We start from the raw sequence: 17,263 nt of genomic DNA, 5'->3' as shown, positions 1-17,263 counted from the left end.
GACATATGACGGCTATTCGTCACAATGACGGCGTGCTGGACGCGGCCCGCGACTGCGTGCTGGCCTACGGGGTGCGCCGCACCACGCTCACGGACGTGGCGCGGCGGGCCGGGGTCTCGCGGATGACGATCTACCGGCACTGGCCGGACATGCGGGCGCTGGTCGCCGACCTGATGACGCGCGAGTGGGTACGGGTGATCAGCGGGCTCGACCTGGCCGATCCGGTGGGCGCGGTGGTGGCCGGGGTGCGCGGGCTGCGCGGGCACCCGCTCTGGCGCAAGATCGTGGAGGCGGATCCCGAGCTGCTCCTCCCCTACCTGCTCGACCGGCGGGGGGCCAGCCAGGAGGCGGTGCTCGCGGTGCTGGAGCCCGCCCTCGGCGACCCGCGCAGGGCCAGGGCGGTGCTGCTGGTCGCCCAGTCGTTCCTGCTGTCGGCGCCCACCATGCTCGATCCGCTCACCCTCGACGACCTCGACGCCGAGCTCGCCGCCCTGCTGGAGTCCTACCTCGCGCGCCCGGCGGGACGGTGAGCGGGGTCGTGCCGGGCAGCTCGCTGAACGCCGCCCGGAGGGCGCGCGAGCTGGCCCGCACCGCCGAGGAGCGGGTGGACGTGCTGGTGGTCGGGCTGGGCGCGACCGGGGCGGGCGCGGCGCTGGACGCGGCCTCGCGAGGGCTGGGCGTCGCCGCGATCGACGCCCAGGACCTCGCCTTCGGCACCTCCAGGTGGAGTTCCAAGCTGATCCACGGCGGCCTGCGCTATCTGGCCAAGGGGCAGGTGGGGGTCGCGTACGAGAGCGCGGTGGAGCGCGGCGTCCTGCTCACCCGCACCGCCCCGCACCTGGTCAGGGCGCACCCGTACGTGCTGCCGCTGACGCCGGGGGTCACCGGGGCGCGGGCCGCGACGGTGATGACCGGTTACCTGCTCGGGGACGGGCTGCGGCGCGCGGCGGGCACCCCGCGGCGGCTGCTGCCGGGCCCGTCGGCGCTGCCGGCGGGCCGGGTCCGCGAGCTGGCCCCGGTGCTGCGCGCGGGCGGGCTGCGCGGCGGGCTGCTGTCGTGGGACGGGCGGGTGCTCGACGACGCCCGGCTCGTGGTCGCCGTGGCCAGGACGGCGGCCGCGCACGGGGCCCGGATCCTGACCCGCTGCCGCGCGCTGGAGCTGCGCCCGGACGGCGCCCGGGTGCGTGACGAGCTGACCGGCGAGGAGTTCGAGATCAGGGCGCGGGCGGTGGTCAACGCGACCGGCGTGTGGGCCGGCGGGCTGGACCCGAGGGTGCGGCTGCGGCCCTCGCGCGGCACCCACCTGGTGCTCGCGGCGGGCGCGCTGCCGGGGCTGCGGGCCGGGCTCCACGTGCCGATCCCGGGTGAGAGCAACCGTTTCGCGCTCGTCCTGCCGCAAGCGGACGGGCGGGTGTACGTGGGGCTCACGGACGTCGCGGTGGACGGGCCGGTGCCCGACGTCCCCGAGGCGCCCGAGGAGGACGTCAGGACGCTCCTGGACGTGCTGAACGGCGTCCTGGAGATCGAAGTGCCGAGGAAGGCCGTGGCGGGCGCGTACGCGGGCCTCAGACCGCTCCTGGCGGGCGGCGGGCACACGAGCGGGCACGGGGACGGGCGCGGGGACGGGCGCGGGGACCCGGGGGCGGGCGGGCGCACGGCGGATCTGTCGCGGCGGCACGCGGTGCTGTCCTCGGGCGGGTTCGTCACGGTCGTCGGCGGCAAGCTGACCACCTACCGGCGGATGGCCCAGGACGCCGTGGACCGGGCGGTCGCGGTCCGCGGGCTGCGCGCGGGCCCGAGCCGGACGGCCGCCATCCCGCTGGTGGGAGCGGGCCGGCCGGCCGCGGGGACGCCGCGCAGGCTCGCCGAGCGCTACGGCGCGGAGGCGGCGGCGGTCCGGCCGCTGGTGGAGTCCTGTCCCGAGCCGGTCGGTCTCGGCCTGACCCGGGGCGACCTGCTCTGGTCCGTGCGGCACGAGGGCGCGCTCGACGCCGGCGACCTGCTCGACCGGCGCACCCGGATCGGCCTGGTGGCGGCGGACCGCGAACGGGCTCTGGAGGCCGCGGAGGGCATGTTCGGCTGATCCTCCCCAACCCGTTAGGTTAGTCTTACCTAACCGTTGGAAGGGGGAAGGTGTGGCGAAGGGCTGCGAACACGCGAGGGGATGTCACACGGGTGGCGTCCCCACTCTCGCGAGCGCCACGGCGGGCGCGCGGCTCTGGCTCCTGGTCGAGTACGCGGGCCCGTGGCCGTCACACCTGGAAAGCTTCGAACTTCCTGAGAACATCGCCGAACTGGTGGCGCGGGCGCTCGCCCGGGGCATCAGGCCGCAGCTCATCCGCCGACCGGGCCGCCGCACCCGGACGCGGGATCAGGGCATCCGCGTGCTAGTCGGGTACGGGATCGGCGACCGGCCGTGGCTCGCCGGCGGCGTCATCGCAGGTCCTGACGATCTTGACCTGGACGCGCTGGTGGCCGGAGTGGTCCCCGAGTCCTGCATACTTGAAGACGAGCCGGTATTTCTGGTGTGCACGCATGCCAAGCGCAACGCGTGCTGCGCCCGCATCGGACTGCCCCTCGCCCGTGCTCTGGCGGAAAAACTGCCAGAAAGGGTGTGGGAAACGTCACACGTTGGCGGCGATCGGTACGCCGCCAACCTCGTGTGCTTGCCACACGGAATTTTCTACGGCAGCATGTCTCAGGCTGCTGCGATCGCAGCGGCTAACGCGTACCGGTCGGGCGAGATCATTCTCGACCGTTTCCGGGGACGCGCGGGTATCCCTGAGCCATTGCAAGCCGTCGAGCACTTCGCCCGAACCCATACGGGAGAGTGCTCCGTCGGCGCGGTGACCGTGGAATCCTCCAAGTCGGACGGCGACGTCACCGAAGCCATCGTGCGCTGCGGCGACGTCCGGTTCAAGGTTGTGGTCCAGCCCTCGGCGCGGCAAGCGCCGTGTGGCTCGGTTTGCGCCGACAAGGCCGCCACCTACCGGCTGGTTTCGCTGGACAGGCTTTCGCCTGTGCGGTACGCCACGCCTGCCTACGCCTGACAAAGGGAACATCACGGTCCTCCATTGCGTTGGAACAGTGACGCCCAAAGCGTCCGATGCGGCTCAATTACCGAAATACCTCTCACGAAGGTGGTTTTCTCATGTCTCAGGTACGTCGGCAGCTCGCCCGCCCGCGCCCCAGCTGGGGTTGGCAGGATGATGCCGCGTGCCGGGGTGAGGACCTCGTGCTCTTCTTCGGCCCCGACGGGGAGCGGCAGCCCGAGCGTGACGTACGTGAGCGGAAGGCCAAGGCGATCTGCGCCCAGTGCCCCGTCCGCACGGAGTGCCTTGACTACGCACTGTCCCGTCCGGAGAAGTACGGCACGTGGGGTGGCCTCAACGAGGACGAGCGCGCCTCCGAGCGTCGCCGTCGCATGCGCCGCGCCGCCAGCGCCGGCATCTCCGCCGCCTGACACACCCGGCAGCGTCTCCGAAGATCGTGTGATCACGCAGTTGTCCCGATGACCGGGGCCCGGTACGCCGGGCTCCGGAGAACCCGGTCGGGACAACTGCCTGATCAGGCGGACCTCGCCCCGCACGAAAGAACCGCGCATGAAAGAAGCCGCCGTCCGATCCGGACGGCGGCTTTCGCGTGCCCGCCGGTCGGCGGGCTAGGGCTGGTCACACCAGCAGGTCGTCGAACTCTCCGTCTTTGGCGCCCAGGACGAACGCGGTGATCTCGGCTCGCGTGTAGACGAGCGCGGGACCGTCGGGAAACCGCGAGTTGCGCATGGCCACCTCCCCTGTGGGCAGGGTCGCCACCTCGACGCAGTTGCCGTTGGGATTGCTCCGCGCGCTCTTGCGCCAGTCGGCGGAGAGTCGACCGGCGGGCGTTCCGTTGCGGAACTCGTGCATGGGTGTTGCTCCTCGGCCCTTACGGATGCACGTGCATCCGTGCTTACGAGCCGAGAATAGAGGGACGAACCGGAGGCCATATACCGGATGGCCAAAAATCCCTATGTGATGGGTCACAGGGACTCAGCTGTTCAGCAGCCGCTCCAGGAACGCCCGGGTCTGGCGGGGCTGCTCCGCCTGCACGCTCAGCCGGTCCATGACCTTCACGTAGTGCTCGGAATCGGCGACCTTGTCCAGGTAGAGCGCGCTCGTCAGCTGCTCCATGTAGACCACGTCGGGCAGCTCACGCTCGGGGAAGCGCAGGATGCTGAACGGGCCGCCGGCGGCGGCGTGCCCGCCCCGGTCGAACGGCATGATCTGCAACGTGACATTGTGGTGGGCGATGAGCTCCAGCAGGTGCTCGATCTGCTCGCGCATGACCTCGGGCCCGCCGAGCACCCGGCGCACCGCCGCCTCGTCGATCACCGCCCAGAGCGTGAGCGGGCTCTCCCCGGTCAGCCGCCGCTGGCGGGCCGTCCGCAACTGGACCCTGCGCTCCAGCTCGCCGGCCGGGGCGTTCTCGTGGGCCAGCTCGATCACCGCCCTGGCGTAGGCGGGCGTCTGCAGCAGGCCGGGCACGAACTGGTTCTCGTAGGTCCGGATGACCGAGGCGGCGCCCTCCAGCCCGATGTAGATCTCGAACCAGCTCGGCAGCAGATCGCTGTACTTGTGCCACCAGCCGGGCTCGTTGGCCTTCCTGGCCAGTTCCAGCAGCGGCGCCCGGTCGCCGGGGTCCGTGACGCCGTAGAGGGTGAGCAGGTCGGCCACGTCGCGCTCCTTGAAGCTGACCTGGCCCAGCTCCAGCCTGCTGATCTTGGCATGGGACGCGCGGATGGAGTAGCCGGCGTCCTCCCGGGAGATCCCCTTGCCGGTGCGGAGTCTGCGGAGCTGCGTGCCCAGCAGGATCCGCAGGACGGTCGGGCTACCCGGAGAATGTCGCAGAATGTCGCTTTCCATCCGCTTCGCCCGCTCCGCGCTCACGCTCACCGCTCCCTATCGCATCTGCACGTGCAGATGCGATTTGCATCCGTAAATCACGAAAGAGTCTTGCATCGCCGACGTCACGCCGTAAAGATGGTCTTGGACACCAGAACGCGCTTCGGGGGCCAGCATGACGACTTTCGACCCGGGACCGCAAACCGCCAGCGGTCTCAGGCCACCAGGATGGCTGACGGCCGTCCTGATCGAAGGTCGGCCCGCCGAGCGCGATCGCCTCTTCGGCTTCCACGAGCTCAGCACGTTCGAGCCCGGGTGCGTCTCGGTGGCAAGACGGTTCGTCGACCAGACGCTCGGCTCGTGGGGGGCCGAGCGGGCCGTGTTCGACGCCCAGCTCATCACCTCCGAGCTGGTCACCAACGCCATGCGCCACGGCGGCGGCGCGATCGACCTGCGGCTGCTGATGGACAGGACCGAACTGGCCTGCGTTGTGAGCGATCACAGCACGGCGCCGCCGGTCACCGGCGGCGCCGACGTTTTCGCCGAGTACGGTCGCGGGCTGCGCCTGGTGGGCGCCCTCTGCCGCGCCTGGGGCTGGCTCACGCCCGGCGGCGCGCGCAAGCTCGTGTGGGCGGTGCTGCCGCTCTAACCCGGCGCCGGGTTCCGGGCCAGCACCTCCAGCACGTCGGCGTCGGAGAGCTGGCCGAAATGCTCGTACCACTGCCCGACCGCGCGGAAGTCGGCCGGCACGCAGAGCACCACCACCTCGTCGGCCTCCTCCCGCATGGCGCTGACCGTGTCCCTGGCGCCCACCGGCACGGCGAGCGTCACCCTGCCGGGCCCGGCCGCGGCCACCGCCCGTAGCGCGGCCCGCGCGGTCACCCCGGTGGCCAGCCCGTCGTCGGCCACCACCACCTCGCGGCCCGCCAGGCGGGGCAGCGGCCGGTCACCCCGGTACACCGCCACCCGGCGGGCCAGCTCCCGCCGCTCGGCGGCCACCTCGCCGGCCAGGTCCTCCGGCGTCAGCCCCAGCCGGTGCAGCAACGGCAGGTCGAACACCGGCTCGCCGCCCTCGGCGATCGCCCCCACGCCGAACTCCGGCGACGGCGGGTAGCCGATCTTGCGGGTGACGAGCACGTCCAGCACTCCGCCGAGCCGGCGCACGATCGGCTCCGCCACCTCCACCCCGCCACGCGGCAGCGCGAGCACCACCGGGCCGGGGATGCCCGCCAGCCGCTCGGCCAGCCGCTCCCCCGCCTGCGCACGGTCGACGAACACGCACTCCATACGCGAACCCGTACCCACGCCGCCGACGGGCAGGCCCGCCGGGGAGAGGCCCGTGCGGGCCCGCTCCCCGGGGGGCGTCACGGCCGGTTGCGGCCCGAGCGGCGCATCTCCTTGTGGATCGACTTCCACTTGCTCTGCAGGTCCTTGCGCAGCCTGGCGTCCGTCCGGGAGGCCATCCACGCCGCCTCCCGCTGGAGCTTGCGCCAGCTCTCCAGCCGCCGCTCCGGCAGCTCGCCGCTCTCCAGCGCCGCCAGCACCGCGCACCCGGGCTCGGTCTCGTGGCCGCAGTCGTGGAAGCGGCACTCCGCCGCCAGCGCCTCCAGGTCGGAGAAGACCCGCTCCACGCCCTCGTTCATGTCGTACAGGCCGACCCGCCTGATGCCAGGCGTGTCGATGACGAGCCCGCCCCCGGGCAGCGGGATGAGCTCCCGGTGGACGGTGGTGTGCCGGCCGCGCCCGTCGGCGGCGCGCACCCGCTGGGTCTCCATCACCTCGCCGCCCGCGAGCGCGTTGACGAGGGTGGACTTGCCGGCCCCCGAGGGGCCGAGCACGACGGCGGTACGGGACCCGTCCAGATAGTCGCGGACGAGCTCGACCCCCTCGCCGCGGATGGAGGAGACCGCGTGCACGTCGACGCCGGGCGCGGCCTGCCGCACGTCGTCGAGCAGATCGCCCAGACCGGGCCCGAACAGGTCGGACTTGGTGACGAGCACCACCGGAGTGCCGCCGGACTCCCAGGCGAGCGCCGTCAGGCGCTCGATGCGGCCCAGGTCGGCCAGGTCGGTGGCGTGCATGGACGGTTCGGCGACGAACACGATGTCGACGTTGGCCGCGAGCACCTGGCCCTGGCCGTCGCCGGACAGCCCGCCGCGGGAGTCGCGGCTGACGCCGCCGCGGACGAACGCGGTCGTCCTGGGCAGGAGCTCGGCGAGCTCGTAGTCGCCCGCGGGCAGCGGCTTGAGCGCGGCCCAGTCGCCCACGCAGGGCAGCGCGACGGGGTCGGCGGCGGACGCCCTGCGGACGCGGGCGCCGTAGCGGGCGTGATGCCGGCCGGCGCTCGTGACGACCTCGGCCGTGCCGCGGTCGACGCGGGAGACGCGGCCGGGCACGGTGTCGCCGGGCAGCTCGGCGGCGCGGGAATCGGTCCAGCCGAGCAGAGAAAGATCGTAAGACAACGGAATTGCACCCTTGAGGTTGAGAAGGAACCCGGGTGGTCTCAGGCGAGCACCCGGAGGGGGACTGACGGCAGGCAGAACAGGACGACCCGCATAGTCCTCACCTCCTCGATCCGTTGCCGGTGACTCTACGCACCGGCCGCGCGGGACCGCAACGGGTTTTCGGCCACCCCGCGGTTGAACCGTCGGGGCGCCGTGGTCCGTACCACCTGCCGACGGACTCGAGAAAGGGGAATGATGCGACTGAGCACGTATCCCCCACCCTCGGCCGAGGGAGCAGCCCCCATGGGCAAGCCGCGGTTACGGCAGTGGTTGAGGCGCGTACGGCCGGACCCGGAGATGGTCGTGTCGGCTCTCTACCGGCAGTACCACCGGCCGTTGCTGGCCTTCGTCGTGCGGCTGACCGCGGGTGACCGGCAGTGGGCCGAGGACGTCGTACAGGAGACCATGATCCGCGCCTGGCGCAGCGCCGAGCAGCTCGATCCCGACGCGGCCTCGCTGATGCCCTGGCTGGCGACCGTCGCCCGACGTATCGTGATCGATGACCGGCGGCGAAGGGACGCCCGCCCCCAGGAGCAGGGCGACGGCCCGCTGGAGCACATGCCCGTGCCGGATGAGATGGAGCAGCTGCTGCACCAGGTGGTCGTGTCCGAAGCGCTCAAGGCCCTGTCGCCCGCGCATCGCGAGATCCTCAACGAGACGATCCTGCGCGATCGTTCCGTCAACGACGCCGCGCGGGCGCTCGGCATCCCCGTGGGCACCGTCAAGTCCCGGGTCTACTACGCGGTGCGCGCGCTGCGCGTGGCACTGGAGGAGAGGGGGGTGACGGCGTGACCTCGCGAGTGGAGCACACCGACGTGGGCGCCTACGCCCTGGGCCTGCTGGACGACGACGACCGGATGGCGTTCGAGACGCACCTCCTCGGCTGCCGTGCCTGCGCCGCCGAGCTGTCCGACCTGGCGGGGGTGGCCCAGGCGCTGCACGGGCTGGGGCCGGTGACCGACGACCCCCCTGAGGAGGAGCCGGCCGAGGTGATCGACCTGCTGCACCGCAAGCAGGCCGCCGACCGGCGCTCGCGCAGGGGGACGTTCCTCGTCGGGATCGCGGCGGGCATCTCGCTGGTGGCGGGCGGGCTGGTGCTCGGCGCCCAGATCGGCGCGCAGAACACCCCGCCGGCCGCCCACACCCAGCTCGGTCCCGCCGAGCAGTTCTACGCGATGGGCACGCCGGTGCCGGGCACCGGCAGGGACGGCGTGACGGGCGGGCTGGTGCTGGAGTCCAAGGGCTGGGGCACCCACGCGGCGCTCAAGCTGTCGGGGGTGAAGGGGCCGCTGGAGTGCGAGCTGGTGGCCGTCGGCAAGAGCGGCGACCGCCGGGTCATGATGGGCTGGTCGGTGCCGCCGGCCGGTTACGGCACCGAGGCCAACCCGGAGCCGCTCTACATGCACGGCGCGGCCGCGCTGACCGTCGACAAGATCGACCGGTTCGAGGTCATCACCGCGACCGGCCGCAACCTGCTCACCGTCGACGTCTGACGCTTCCGCCACGAGCCCTCTCACCTGCGGTGGGAGGGCTTTTCCGAGGGTACGGGAGAATTTTTCGCGAATCGTTGAACCCGGGGCGATCCGGGGGCCGTACTGCTTGCCAGAACAGGGATTCCCTCCAAGGAAGTGACCGGCATGTCAGGGGACATGCCGGTCACCCCGAGTTCGCACCGGCCCGCCGGGACGTTCGGGAACCGTCCGGACGGGTCCGCCGGCCAGTGGCGGTCCTCCCCCTCACCGCCATCCGGCCGTCGCCCCGGGGCCGTCCGGCCCGCCCCGGCCGCGACGACGCCCCGCCGCACCACGGGAGCCCGTGCGGCGGGGCGTCCCCTGCCGGGTCCGAGGCGTTCCGGCCGGCCGTAAAGCGTGCTCTTTCAGAACACCGGGGCGGGAACTCCGGGACCGGCCGGGTTACAGGCCGGGGGCCGGGAACTGGGCGGTGAGCTCGCTGACCTCGCGGTGGACGCGGGTGATGACGTCCTCGGCGTCGCCCTTGGCCAGGGCGGTGACGACCTCGTCCATCCACGCGCCGATCTGCCGCATCTCCGCCTCCTTCATCCCGCGCGAGGTGACGGAGGGCGTGCCGATGCGGATGCCCGACGGGTCGAACGGCTTGCGGGTGTCGAACGGCACCGCGTTGTAGTTGGTCTCCAGGCCCGCCCGGTCGAGCGCCTGGGCGGCCGGCTTGCCGCCGATGCCCTTGGGGGTGAGGTCGAGCAGGATCAGGTGGTTGTCGGTGCCGCCGGAGACCAGGTCGAAGCCGCGCGAGGCGAGCTCTTCGGCCAGGGCCTTGGCGTTGGCGACGACCTGGTGGGCGTAGGCCTTGAAGTCGTCGGTCGCGGCCTCGCGCAGCGCGACGGCGATGGCGGCGGTGGTGTGGTTGTGCGGGCCGCCCTGCAGGCCGGGGAAGACGGCCTTGTTGAGCGCGGTGGCGTGCTCGTCGGTCGTCGCCATGAGCATGGCGCCGCGCGGGCCGCGCAGCGTCTTGTGGGTCGTGGTGGAGATGACGTCGGCGTGGCCGACGGGCGACGGGTGGGCGCCGCCGGCGACGAGGCCCGCGATGTGCGCGATGTCGGCGGCCAGGACGGCGCCGACCTCACGGGCGATGGCGGCGAAGCCCTCGAAGTCGATGGTGCGCGGGATGGCGGTGCCGCCGCAGAAGATCAGCTTGGGCCGGTGTTCGAGGGCGAGTTCGCGCACCTGGTCGAGGTCGATGCGGCCGGTGTCCTGACGGACGCCGTAGCGGACCGGGTTGAACCACTTGCCGGTGGCGGAGACGGACCAGCCGTGGGTGAGGTGGCCGCCGAACGGCAGGCCCATGCCCATCACGGTGTCGCCCGGCTGCAGGAACGCCATGTAGATGGCGAGGTTGGCGGGGGAACCCGAGTAGGGCTGGACGTTGGCGTGGTTGACGCCGAACAGCGCCTTGGCCCGCTCGACGGCGACGGTCTCGACCTGGTCGATGACCTGCTGGCCCTCGTAGTAGCGCTTGCCGACGTAGCCCTCGGAGTACTTGTTGGTGAGGACGGTGCCGGTGGCTTCGAGCACGGCCTTGGAGACGTAGTTCTCCGAGGCGATGAGCTTGACCGTGTCGGCCTGGCGCCGCTCCTCCGCCTTGATCAGCTCGGCGATCTCAGGGTCGACGCTAGCGAGAGAACCCATGACTCTCCTGTCATATTGACGTGTCTTGCGAAGACCCAGGCGCCCGGCCTCCGCTCCTTCCCGCTCCCCGGTGGTCGTTCCCACCTGATGCGCCAGTCGCGACGTCATTGACGATATCGGATGCCGGGGAGCTCACTCCGCCGTGATCTGGGCCTTCTCCGCGGTCATCGGGGGCCCGATCTCATTTCGCGCGGCCGTCGCCGGGCCAGAGCCGGTCGACCTCGGCGTTGAGTATCGCCCCGATGAGCACGGCCAGGGCCGTGATGTAGAGCCACAGCAGCAGGGCTATGGGCGCCGCGAGCGACCCGTACACGGACACGGGCGAGAACCAGGCGGCGAGCACCGCGCGCAGCACCGCGGCGCACACGATCCACAGGAACAGCGCCAGGATGGCCCCGGGCAGCTCGCGGAACCAGCGGGTGCGCACGGGCACGCTGACGTGGTAGAGCACGCACAGGAACAGCACGGAACCGACGACCACCACGGGCCAGTAGAGCAGGTCGACGGCGGCGGCGTAGTCGGCGGGCAGCGCCCCTTTGAGCAGCGTCGGGCCGATGACCAGGATGGGCATCACGACGATGCCGACGACCAGGCCGATCACGTACAGGCCGAAGGACATCAGCCGGGTGCGGATGATGCCGCGCTCCTCCCCCAGCCCGTAGGAGACGGAGATCAGGTCGACGTAGACGTACAGCGCACGCGAACCGGACCAGAGCGACAGCAGGAAGCCCAGCGAGATGATCGACACCTTGCTGGCGTCGTCCCTGAGCACGTCGGCGAGCAGCGGGCGGACCACGGTGTCGATCGTGTCGGCGGTGAACAGCACGCCGGCCTGCTGGATGACCCACGCCTCTATGTCGACCACGGCCTGCTTGCCGATCCAGCCGCCGAGCTTGGCCAGCACGCCGATCAGGCCGAGCACGAACGGCGGCAGCGACAGCAGGGCGAAGAACGCCGCCTCGCCCGCCAGGCCGGTGACGCGGTAGTTGATCCCGGCGTTCGTGGTGGCGCGCACGGTCGCCCACGACCTCGTGTCGCGCACCCAGCTCAGCCTGGCCCGGGCGGCCGAGGCGGCGGGCCTCTTGGACCCGCTTGGCGCTTCCGTGGACGTCATGGCACCCAACGCTCTGTCGCAGTGACTCTCCGGCTCAGCTTACGTCCCGGGTTGTCCTGCCCTAGTCGTTGTCCTCGATGCGCGCTCCCAGCGGCAGCAGCGAGACGGGGATCATCTTGATGTTGGCGATGCCCATCGGGATGCCGATGATCGAGATGAACAGCGGGATCGACGTGAGCACGTGCCCGATGGCCAGCCAGACGCCGGCCACGACGCACCAGATGATGTTGCCGATGAGCGAGAAGACACCGGCCTCGGGGTCGCGCACCACGGTCCGGCCGAACGGCCACAGGGCGTAGGCCGCGATGCGGAACGAGGCGATGCCGAACGGGATCGTGATGATCAGGATGCAGCAGATGATCCCGGCGACGGCGTATCCGATGGCGAGCCAGATCCCGGCGAAGACGAGCCAGATGACGTTCAGGAGCGTGCGCATGCTTCCAGCATGTCACCGGGCGCCCGTCAGCGTGATCCCGGCGGGCGTCCCCGCCCCGGCGGGCCCGCGTACGCCTGCGCGATCGGCATCCACGCGGCCGCAGGCTCGCCGGTGACCTCCAGGGCGGTGTCGGAGAGGTGGGCGCGCTGGGTGACGGCGAGGCAGAAGTCGAGCATCGGCCCGCGCACCACGCCCGCGGCGCCTTCCGGGCCCGCCGTCCACAGCTCTCCGCCGGGCGTCGTCAGCTCCACCCGCACCGGCTCGGCCGGCACGGGCAGGTTGCGTACGGCGAACGAGTAGGGCAGGGCCATGACCCCGATGCGGGCCACGTGGCGCAGCCTGTCGGTGGGCTCGCGGGTGCGGCCGAGGGCGTCGGCGACGTCCTGGCCGTGCGCCCACGTCTCCATCAGCCGGGCGGTGGCGAACGACGCCGCCGACATGTCGACCCCGTACCAGGGCAGCCGGTGCTTGGGCGGCAGCGGGGCGAGCGCCTCGACGAGCCGGGCGCGCGAGGAGGCGAACCACGCGCGCAGCTCGCCGGCGGGCATCTCGCGCGACCGCCCGGCCAGGTCGTCGGGGGTGGTCGTGGCCGAGGCGGCGAGCAGGTCGCGGAAGGCGTCCGGATCGGTGATCGCGGTGCGGGCGGCGTCGTCGAACCAGGCCAGATGGCTCACCTGGTCGCGCACCGCCCATCCGTCGGCGGGCGTGGGCAGCTCCCAGTCGCCGGGACGCAGCGGCTCCAGGAGCGTTTCGAGTGAGGCGGTTTCGGCGCGGAGGTCGTCGAGCAGCTCGGCCATGAGATCCACGACGCCAGCCTAGCCCGGGGCGATAATGCTGTCGTGATCTGCGACAGCTGCAAGGACAGACGCCACGACGACTGCCGGGGCGGCTCGTGGTGCGACTGCCAGCATCTGCCCGCCGAAGAGGCCCAGGAGTCGGAGCTCGACTGGCCGCGTCAGGGATGATCGAGTCCAGACTCTGGACCCGGTATTGGACATCTCGGACGGCCAGAGTATCTTCATAAGCATGCCAGCGGACCCCATGCTTGTCGGCCGACGCCACGTCGACCTTCTGCGTGTCCGCAGTGCCATCTGTTGCGACGCCCGGTAACCACTCGTTTCCCACCGCTGAGCGCGTCGCACTCCTTCTTCCCCTGCACTCGATGACGAGGCAGGAGGACATCCGCGTGCGCGCGCCCATGATCTCTAAGGACGCGCAATGAGCACCCCTGCCAGCCGGCATCACAAGCGCCCGCGCGGCGAAGGTCAGTGGGCTCTCGGTTACCGGGAGCCGCTGAACAAGAACGAAGAGCTGAAGAAGAACGACGACGGGCTGAACGTCCGCCAGCGGATCATCGACGTCTACTCCAAGCGGGGCTTCGACTCGATCGACCCCGCCGACCTGCGCGGGCGCATGCGCTGGTACGGCATCTACACCCAGCGCAGGCCCGGGATCGACGGCGGCAAGACCGCGATCCTGGAGCCGGAGGAGCTCGACGACCGCTACTTCATGATGCGCATCCGCATCGACGGCGGCCAGCTCGACCTGCGCCAGCTCCGGGTGATCGCCGACCTCTCCAACGAGTACGGGCGCGGCACCGCCGACGTGACCGACCGGCAGAACATCCAGCTCCACTGGATCGAGATCGAGTCGGTGCCGGACATCTGGCAGCGGCTGGAGGCCGTGGGCCTGTCGACCACGGAGGCCTGTGGCGACACCCCGCGCACGATCCTGGGCTGCCCGCTGGCCGGGATCGAGGAGGACGAGGTGCTCGACGCCACCGAGCAGATCCGCGAGATCCACGAGCGCTACATCGGCGACCCCGCCTACTCCAACCTGCCGCGCAAGTTCAAGACCGCGCTGAGCGGCTGCCCCTCCCACTGCACGGTGCACGAGATCAACGACGTGGCGTTCGTCGGCGTGGTCAACGAGCGGGGCGAGAAGGGCTACGACCTGTGGGTCGGCGGCGGCCTGTCGACCAACCCGATGCTGGGCAAGCGCCTGGGCGTGTTCGTGGCGCCGGAGCAGGCGGGCGACGTGTTCGGCGGCGTCATCGGCATCTTCCGCGACTACGGCTACCGGCGGCTGCGCCACCGGGCCCGGCTGAAGTTCCTGATGAACGACTGGGGGCCGGAGAAGTTCCGCGAGGTGCTGGAGACCGAGTACCTCAAGGAGCCGCTGCCCGACGGGCCCGCGCCCGAGCAGCCGCGCGCCAACCGCCGCGACCACGTGGGCGTCTTCCGCCAGAAGGACGGCCGGTTCTACGTCGGGTTCGCGCCCAGGGTCGGCCGGCTCAGCGGCGACCAGCTCCACCTGATCGCCGACATCGCCGAGCGTCACGGCTCCGGCCGGGTGCGCACCACGGTCGAGCAGAAGATGGTCATCCTCGACGTCGCCCCCGAGCGGGTCGACTCGCTGGTGGCCGAGCTGGAGGCCAACGACCTGCGGGTGAAGCCGTCCACGTTCCGCCGCCAGACGATGGCCTGCACCGGCATCGAGTTCTGCAAGCTGGCCATCGTCGACACCAAGAACACCGCCGACAACCTGATCGACGAGCTGGAGCGGCGCCTGCCGGAGTTCACCGAGCCGCTCACCATCAACGTCAACGGCTGCCCCAACTCCTGCGCCCGCATCCAGACGGCCGACATCGGGCTCAAGGGCCAGCTCGTCCTGGACGAGAACGGCAAGCAGGTCGAGGGCTTCCAGATCCACCTGGGCGGCTCGCTGGGCGTCAACTCCGGCTTCGGCCGCAAGGTGCGCGGGCTCAAGACCACCGCGGCGGCGCTGCCCGACTACGTGGAGCGGGTCGCGCGCCACTTCGACGAGCAGAAGAAGGAAGGCGAGACCTTCGCCGACTGGGTGCAGCGCGCCGACGAGGCCGATCTCAAATGAGCGGCCGCGCGGTCCCGTTCCACTGCCCGTACTGCGGCGACGAGGATCTGGAGCCCTACCAGGATGACGGGGGCTGGTACTGCCGCTCCTGCGCTCGTGCGTTCAAGCTGAAGTTTCTCGGAATCGGGGTCAACATATGACGCTCGCCGACATCGAAATCGATCTGCGGCAGCAGCGCGGCGTCCTCGACCTGCAGGACATCGTCGAGTCCGCCGCGGTCTTCCTGGAGGACGCCTCCGCCCGCGAGGTCATCCGCTGGGCGGCGGCCACGTTCGGGGACCGGCTGTGCCTGACCTCGTCCATGAGCGACGCGCTGCTGATCGACCTGGTGAGCCGGGTGAAGCCGGGGGTGGACGTGCTGTTCGTCGACACCGGCTACCACTTCGCCGAGACGGTCGGCACCCGCGACGCCGTGGCGCAGGTCTACGACGTCAACGTGATCGACGTGAAGCCGTCGCGCACGGTCGAGGAGCAGGATCGCGACCTCGGCCCGCGGCTGTTCGGCCGCAACCCCGACCTGTGCTGCTTCCTGCGCAAGGTGGAGCCGCTCAACCGGGCGCTGGAGCCGTACCTCGCGTGGATCAGCGGCATCCGCCGCGACGAGTCCCCCTCGCGCACCGGCACGAAGGTCGTGGAGTGGGACGCCAAGCGGCAGATGGTGAAGATCAACCCGATCGCCTCCTGGACCCAGGAGGACGTCGACAACTACATCTCCGACAACGGGGTGCTGATCAACCCGTTGCACTACGACGACTACCCCTCCATCGGGTGCGCGCCGTGCACCCGGCAGGTCCTGGAGGGAGAGGATCCGCGCAGCGGCCGCTGGGCGGGGCTGGGGAAGGTCGAATGCGGCATTCACCTGTGACCCCCGGCCGGCCGGTTCCGTTGGCAGACGGGGCCGGCCCGAACGTCCCACTGGTGGCGGTCGCGCACGGTTCACGAGATCCCCGTGCCGCCGCCACCGTGGAGGCGCTGCTCGACGAGGTGCGGCGGCTGCGCCCCTGGCTTCCGGTGCGCTCCGCCTACCTCGACCACGCCACGCCCACCCTCGGGCAGGCGCTGCACGGCCTGACCGACGCGGTGGTGCTGCCGCTGCTGCTGACCGAGGCGTACCACAGCCGGGTCGACCTGCCCGCGGCGCTGCGTGAGGCGCGCGCCCGCGAGCCTCGGCTGCGCGTCCGCTACGGCACGACCCTGGGTCCGCACCCGCTGCTGACGGCCGCCCTTGAGCGGCGCCTGGAGGAGGCGGGCGTGCCCGCCGGCGACCCGGACACCGCGGTCGTCCTGGTGTCGGCGGGCTCCAGCGACGCGCGCGCCAACGAGGTGATCGCCCGGCTCGCCCGCGCCTGGCGCCGCCCCGCCGCCGCGCCCTCCTTCGCGGCCCGCTCCTTCGCCGCCCGCCCCGGCACCACCCCCTGCGCGGCTGGATCCCCCGAGACGGGATGGGAGCCCGCGCAGTCCCGCGCCACAAGCTCGGGTGCCACGCGATCCCGCACCGCGGGCTCAGGTGCCGCGCAGTCCCGCGCCGCGGGCTCGGGTGCCGCGCGATCCCACGCCGCGGGCTTGGAAGCCGCGCAGTCCCGCGCTGCGGGTTCGGGTGCGGCGTGGTCGGAGGTTGTGCCGTCCCACGCCGGGCGGTTCGACGGCGGCTCTGTATGGGCCGCCACGGGGGCGGGGTGCGGGTGGTGGGCCGTGGAGGCCGCCTACGCCTCGGCGGCGGCGCCGACACCCGCTAAGGCCGTCGCCAGGCTCAAGGAGGCGGGTGCGCCTCGGGTGGCGGTCGCGCCCTATCTGCTGGCGCCGGGCTACTTCGCCGACAAGGTGCGCCGCACCACCCTGGAGGCGGGCGCCGACGTGGTCGCCGACGTGCTCGGGCCCGCGCCGGAGCTGGCCCGGGTGCTGCTGGAACGGTACGAGTCCGCGCTGCGGTCCCCGGCAGGCGACCTCAGGACGGCCTGACCGTACGAGACGCCGATGTGCGAAGCCGTGCCCACGGACGCCGATCGCTCAGGCGCGCCACCGCATACCGTGCGGAACGCGCCCAGGCCCGCCGGTCCCGGCGCGATACCGCAGGTCCGTGGAAACGCGCTCGGGTACGGTCAGGACCGCCTGACCGTACGGGACCCCGATGTGCGGAGCCGTGCCCACGGACGCCGATCACTCAGGCGCGCCACCGCATGCCGTACGGAACGCGCCCGGGCGCGACACCGCAGGGCCATGGGAACGCGCCCGGGCGCGGTCAGGACCGCCTGACCGTACGAGACCCCGATGTG

The 17,263-nt window shown here is 71.8% G+C and carries 21 protein-coding genes and 1 riboswitch; of the genes, 13 read left to right on the top strand and 8 right to left on the bottom strand.

Features of this window, described 5'->3' with window-relative positions; all coding sequences use genetic code 11:
* Positions 1-5 precede the first annotated feature (5 nt).
* From ABD999_RS01595 to ABD999_RS01580, 4 genes are all read left to right on the top strand, one after another.
* On the top strand, positions 6-530 hold the full coding sequence (locus ABD999_RS01595) for a TetR/AcrR family transcriptional regulator (protein WP_148030426.1): 525 nt from the start codon (positions 6-8) through the stop codon (positions 528-530).
* Positions 527-2,083: a glycerol-3-phosphate dehydrogenase/oxidase gene (locus ABD999_RS01590; RefSeq protein WP_345482519.1), complete on the top strand. Its 1,557-nt coding sequence runs from the start codon at positions 527-529 to the stop codon at positions 2,081-2,083. Before ABD999_RS01595 ends, ABD999_RS01590 begins: the two co-directional genes overlap by 4 nt.
* 52 nt (positions 2,084-2,135) lie before the next feature.
* Positions 2,136-3,050 (top strand): sucrase ferredoxin, encoded by a 915-nt coding sequence (locus ABD999_RS01585; RefSeq protein WP_148030424.1) that lies wholly within the window; start codon positions 2,136-2,138, stop codon positions 3,048-3,050.
* 101 nt (positions 3,051-3,151) lie between these two features.
* Positions 3,152-3,463 (top strand): WhiB family transcriptional regulator, encoded by a 312-nt coding sequence (locus ABD999_RS01580; protein ID WP_101784355.1) that lies wholly within the window; start codon positions 3,152-3,154, stop codon positions 3,461-3,463.
* Between the two features lie 208 nt (positions 3,464-3,671).
* On the opposite strand, the gene ABD999_RS01575 is transcribed toward ABD999_RS01580, so the two are convergent.
* Both ABD999_RS01575 and ABD999_RS01570 read right to left on the bottom strand, forming a co-directional pair.
* Positions 3,672-3,905, bottom strand: coding sequence for a DUF397 domain-containing protein (locus ABD999_RS01575; protein ID WP_148030423.1), 234 nt, complete (start codon positions 3,903-3,905; stop codon positions 3,672-3,674).
* Positions 3,906-4,028: 123 nt separating this feature from the next.
* Positions 4,029-4,901, bottom strand: a complete 873-nt coding sequence (locus tag ABD999_RS01570) for a helix-turn-helix domain-containing protein (protein WP_271280337.1) — start codon at positions 4,899-4,901, stop codon at positions 4,029-4,031.
* A gap of 154 nt (positions 4,902-5,055) precedes the next feature.
* On the opposite strand from ABD999_RS01570, the gene ABD999_RS01565 reads away from it, so the two are divergent.
* Positions 5,056-5,529, top strand: coding sequence for an ATP-binding protein (locus ABD999_RS01565; RefSeq protein ID WP_148030422.1), 474 nt, complete (start codon positions 5,056-5,058; stop codon positions 5,527-5,529).
* Here ABD999_RS01565 and ABD999_RS01560 read toward each other — a convergent pair.
* Together ABD999_RS01560 and rsgA are read right to left on the bottom strand one after the other, a co-directional pair.
* Positions 5,526-6,167 carry a phosphoribosyltransferase gene (locus tag ABD999_RS01560; protein ID WP_271280336.1) on the bottom strand — a complete coding sequence of 214 codons (642 nt, stop codon included), beginning with the start codon at positions 6,165-6,167 and terminating at the stop codon, positions 5,526-5,528. The genes ABD999_RS01565 and ABD999_RS01560 overlap by 4 nt on opposite strands.
* Before the next feature lie 77 nt (positions 6,168-6,244).
* Positions 6,245-7,342: a ribosome small subunit-dependent GTPase A gene (gene rsgA, locus ABD999_RS01555; RefSeq protein WP_271280335.1), complete on the bottom strand. Its 1,098-nt coding sequence runs from the start codon at positions 7,340-7,342 to the stop codon at positions 6,245-6,247.
* Between the two features lie 285 nt (positions 7,343-7,627).
* Here rsgA and ABD999_RS01550 point away from each other — a divergent pair, with 285 nt between their 5' ends.
* Together ABD999_RS01550 and ABD999_RS01545 are read left to right on the top strand one after the other, a co-directional pair.
* Entirely contained in the window at positions 7,628-8,176 is a 549-nt protein-coding gene (locus ABD999_RS01550) for a sigma-70 family RNA polymerase sigma factor (RefSeq protein ID WP_246639158.1), read from the top strand.
* Positions 8,173-8,877 carry an anti-sigma factor family protein gene (locus ABD999_RS01545; RefSeq protein ID WP_271280334.1) on the top strand — a complete coding sequence of 235 codons (705 nt, stop codon included), beginning with the start codon at positions 8,173-8,175 and terminating at the stop codon, positions 8,875-8,877. Before ABD999_RS01550 ends, ABD999_RS01545 begins: the two co-directional genes overlap by 4 nt.
* A 420-nt stretch (positions 8,878-9,297) precedes the next feature.
* Here ABD999_RS01545 and glyA read toward each other — a convergent pair whose 3' ends face one another.
* The 4 genes from glyA to ABD999_RS01525 all read right to left on the bottom strand — a co-directional run bounded on the left by glyA (position 9,298) and on the right by ABD999_RS01525 (position 12,895).
* Positions 9,298-10,548 (bottom strand): serine hydroxymethyltransferase, encoded by a 1,251-nt coding sequence (gene glyA / locus ABD999_RS01540; RefSeq protein ID WP_219543215.1) that lies wholly within the window; start codon positions 10,546-10,548, stop codon positions 9,298-9,300.
* A gap of 26 nt (positions 10,549-10,574) precedes the next feature.
* Positions 10,575-10,658, bottom strand: a riboswitch (ZMP/ZTP riboswitch).
* 71 nt (positions 10,659-10,729) lie between these two features.
* The gene (locus ABD999_RS01535) at positions 10,730-11,662 is read right to left on the bottom strand and encodes a YihY/virulence factor BrkB family protein (protein ID WP_271280050.1); all 933 of its coding nucleotides are present in this window, start codon (positions 11,660-11,662) and stop codon (positions 10,730-10,732) included.
* A 61-nt stretch (positions 11,663-11,723) separates the two neighbouring features.
* Positions 11,724-12,098, bottom strand: a complete 375-nt coding sequence (locus ABD999_RS01530; RefSeq protein ID WP_271280049.1) for a YccF domain-containing protein — start codon at positions 12,096-12,098, stop codon at positions 11,724-11,726.
* Positions 12,099-12,124: 26 nt separating this feature from the next.
* On the bottom strand, positions 12,125-12,895 hold the full coding sequence (locus tag ABD999_RS01525) for a TIGR03084 family metal-binding protein (protein WP_271280051.1): 771 nt from the start codon (positions 12,893-12,895) through the stop codon (positions 12,125-12,127).
* 42 nt (positions 12,896-12,937) lie between these two features.
* On the opposite strand from ABD999_RS01525, the gene ABD999_RS01520 reads away from it, so the two are divergent.
* The 6 genes from ABD999_RS01520 (at position 12,938) to ABD999_RS01500 (ending at position 16,949) form a co-directional block, all read left to right on the top strand.
* The gene (locus ABD999_RS01520; protein ID WP_261808413.1) at positions 12,938-13,063 is read left to right on the top strand and encodes a hypothetical protein; all 126 of its coding nucleotides are present in this window, start codon (positions 12,938-12,940) and stop codon (positions 13,061-13,063) included.
* A gap of 61 nt (positions 13,064-13,124) precedes the next feature.
* A complete protein-coding gene (locus ABD999_RS43830) occupies positions 13,125-13,208 on the top strand; it encodes a putative leader peptide (protein WP_354532976.1) in 84 nt (27 codons plus the stop codon).
* A 108-nt stretch (positions 13,209-13,316) separates the two neighbouring features.
* Positions 13,317-14,990: a nitrite/sulfite reductase gene (locus tag ABD999_RS01515; RefSeq protein WP_271280048.1), complete on the top strand. Its 1,674-nt coding sequence runs from the start codon at positions 13,317-13,319 to the stop codon at positions 14,988-14,990.
* On the top strand, positions 14,987-15,130 hold the full coding sequence (locus ABD999_RS01510) for an Insertion element protein (RefSeq protein WP_148030414.1): 144 nt from the start codon (positions 14,987-14,989) through the stop codon (positions 15,128-15,130). Before ABD999_RS01515 ends, ABD999_RS01510 begins: the two co-directional genes overlap by 4 nt.
* Positions 15,127-15,855 (top strand): phosphoadenylyl-sulfate reductase, encoded by a 729-nt coding sequence (locus ABD999_RS01505; protein ID WP_219543213.1) that lies wholly within the window; start codon positions 15,127-15,129, stop codon positions 15,853-15,855. Before ABD999_RS01510 ends, ABD999_RS01505 begins: the two co-directional genes overlap by 4 nt.
* Positions 15,856-15,908: 53 nt before the next feature.
* Positions 15,909-16,949: a sirohydrochlorin chelatase gene (locus tag ABD999_RS01500; RefSeq protein ID WP_271280047.1), complete on the top strand. Its 1,041-nt coding sequence runs from the start codon at positions 15,909-15,911 to the stop codon at positions 16,947-16,949.
* Positions 16,950-17,263: the final 314 nt, after the last annotated feature.

This window comes from Nonomuraea ferruginea (assembly GCF_039540635.1).
GTDB lineage: Bacteria > Actinomycetota > Actinomycetes > Streptosporangiales > Streptosporangiaceae > Nonomuraea > Nonomuraea ferruginea.
Note: the sequence above shows the minus strand (reverse complement) of the source record. Positions and strands in the feature narration are given on the sequence as shown.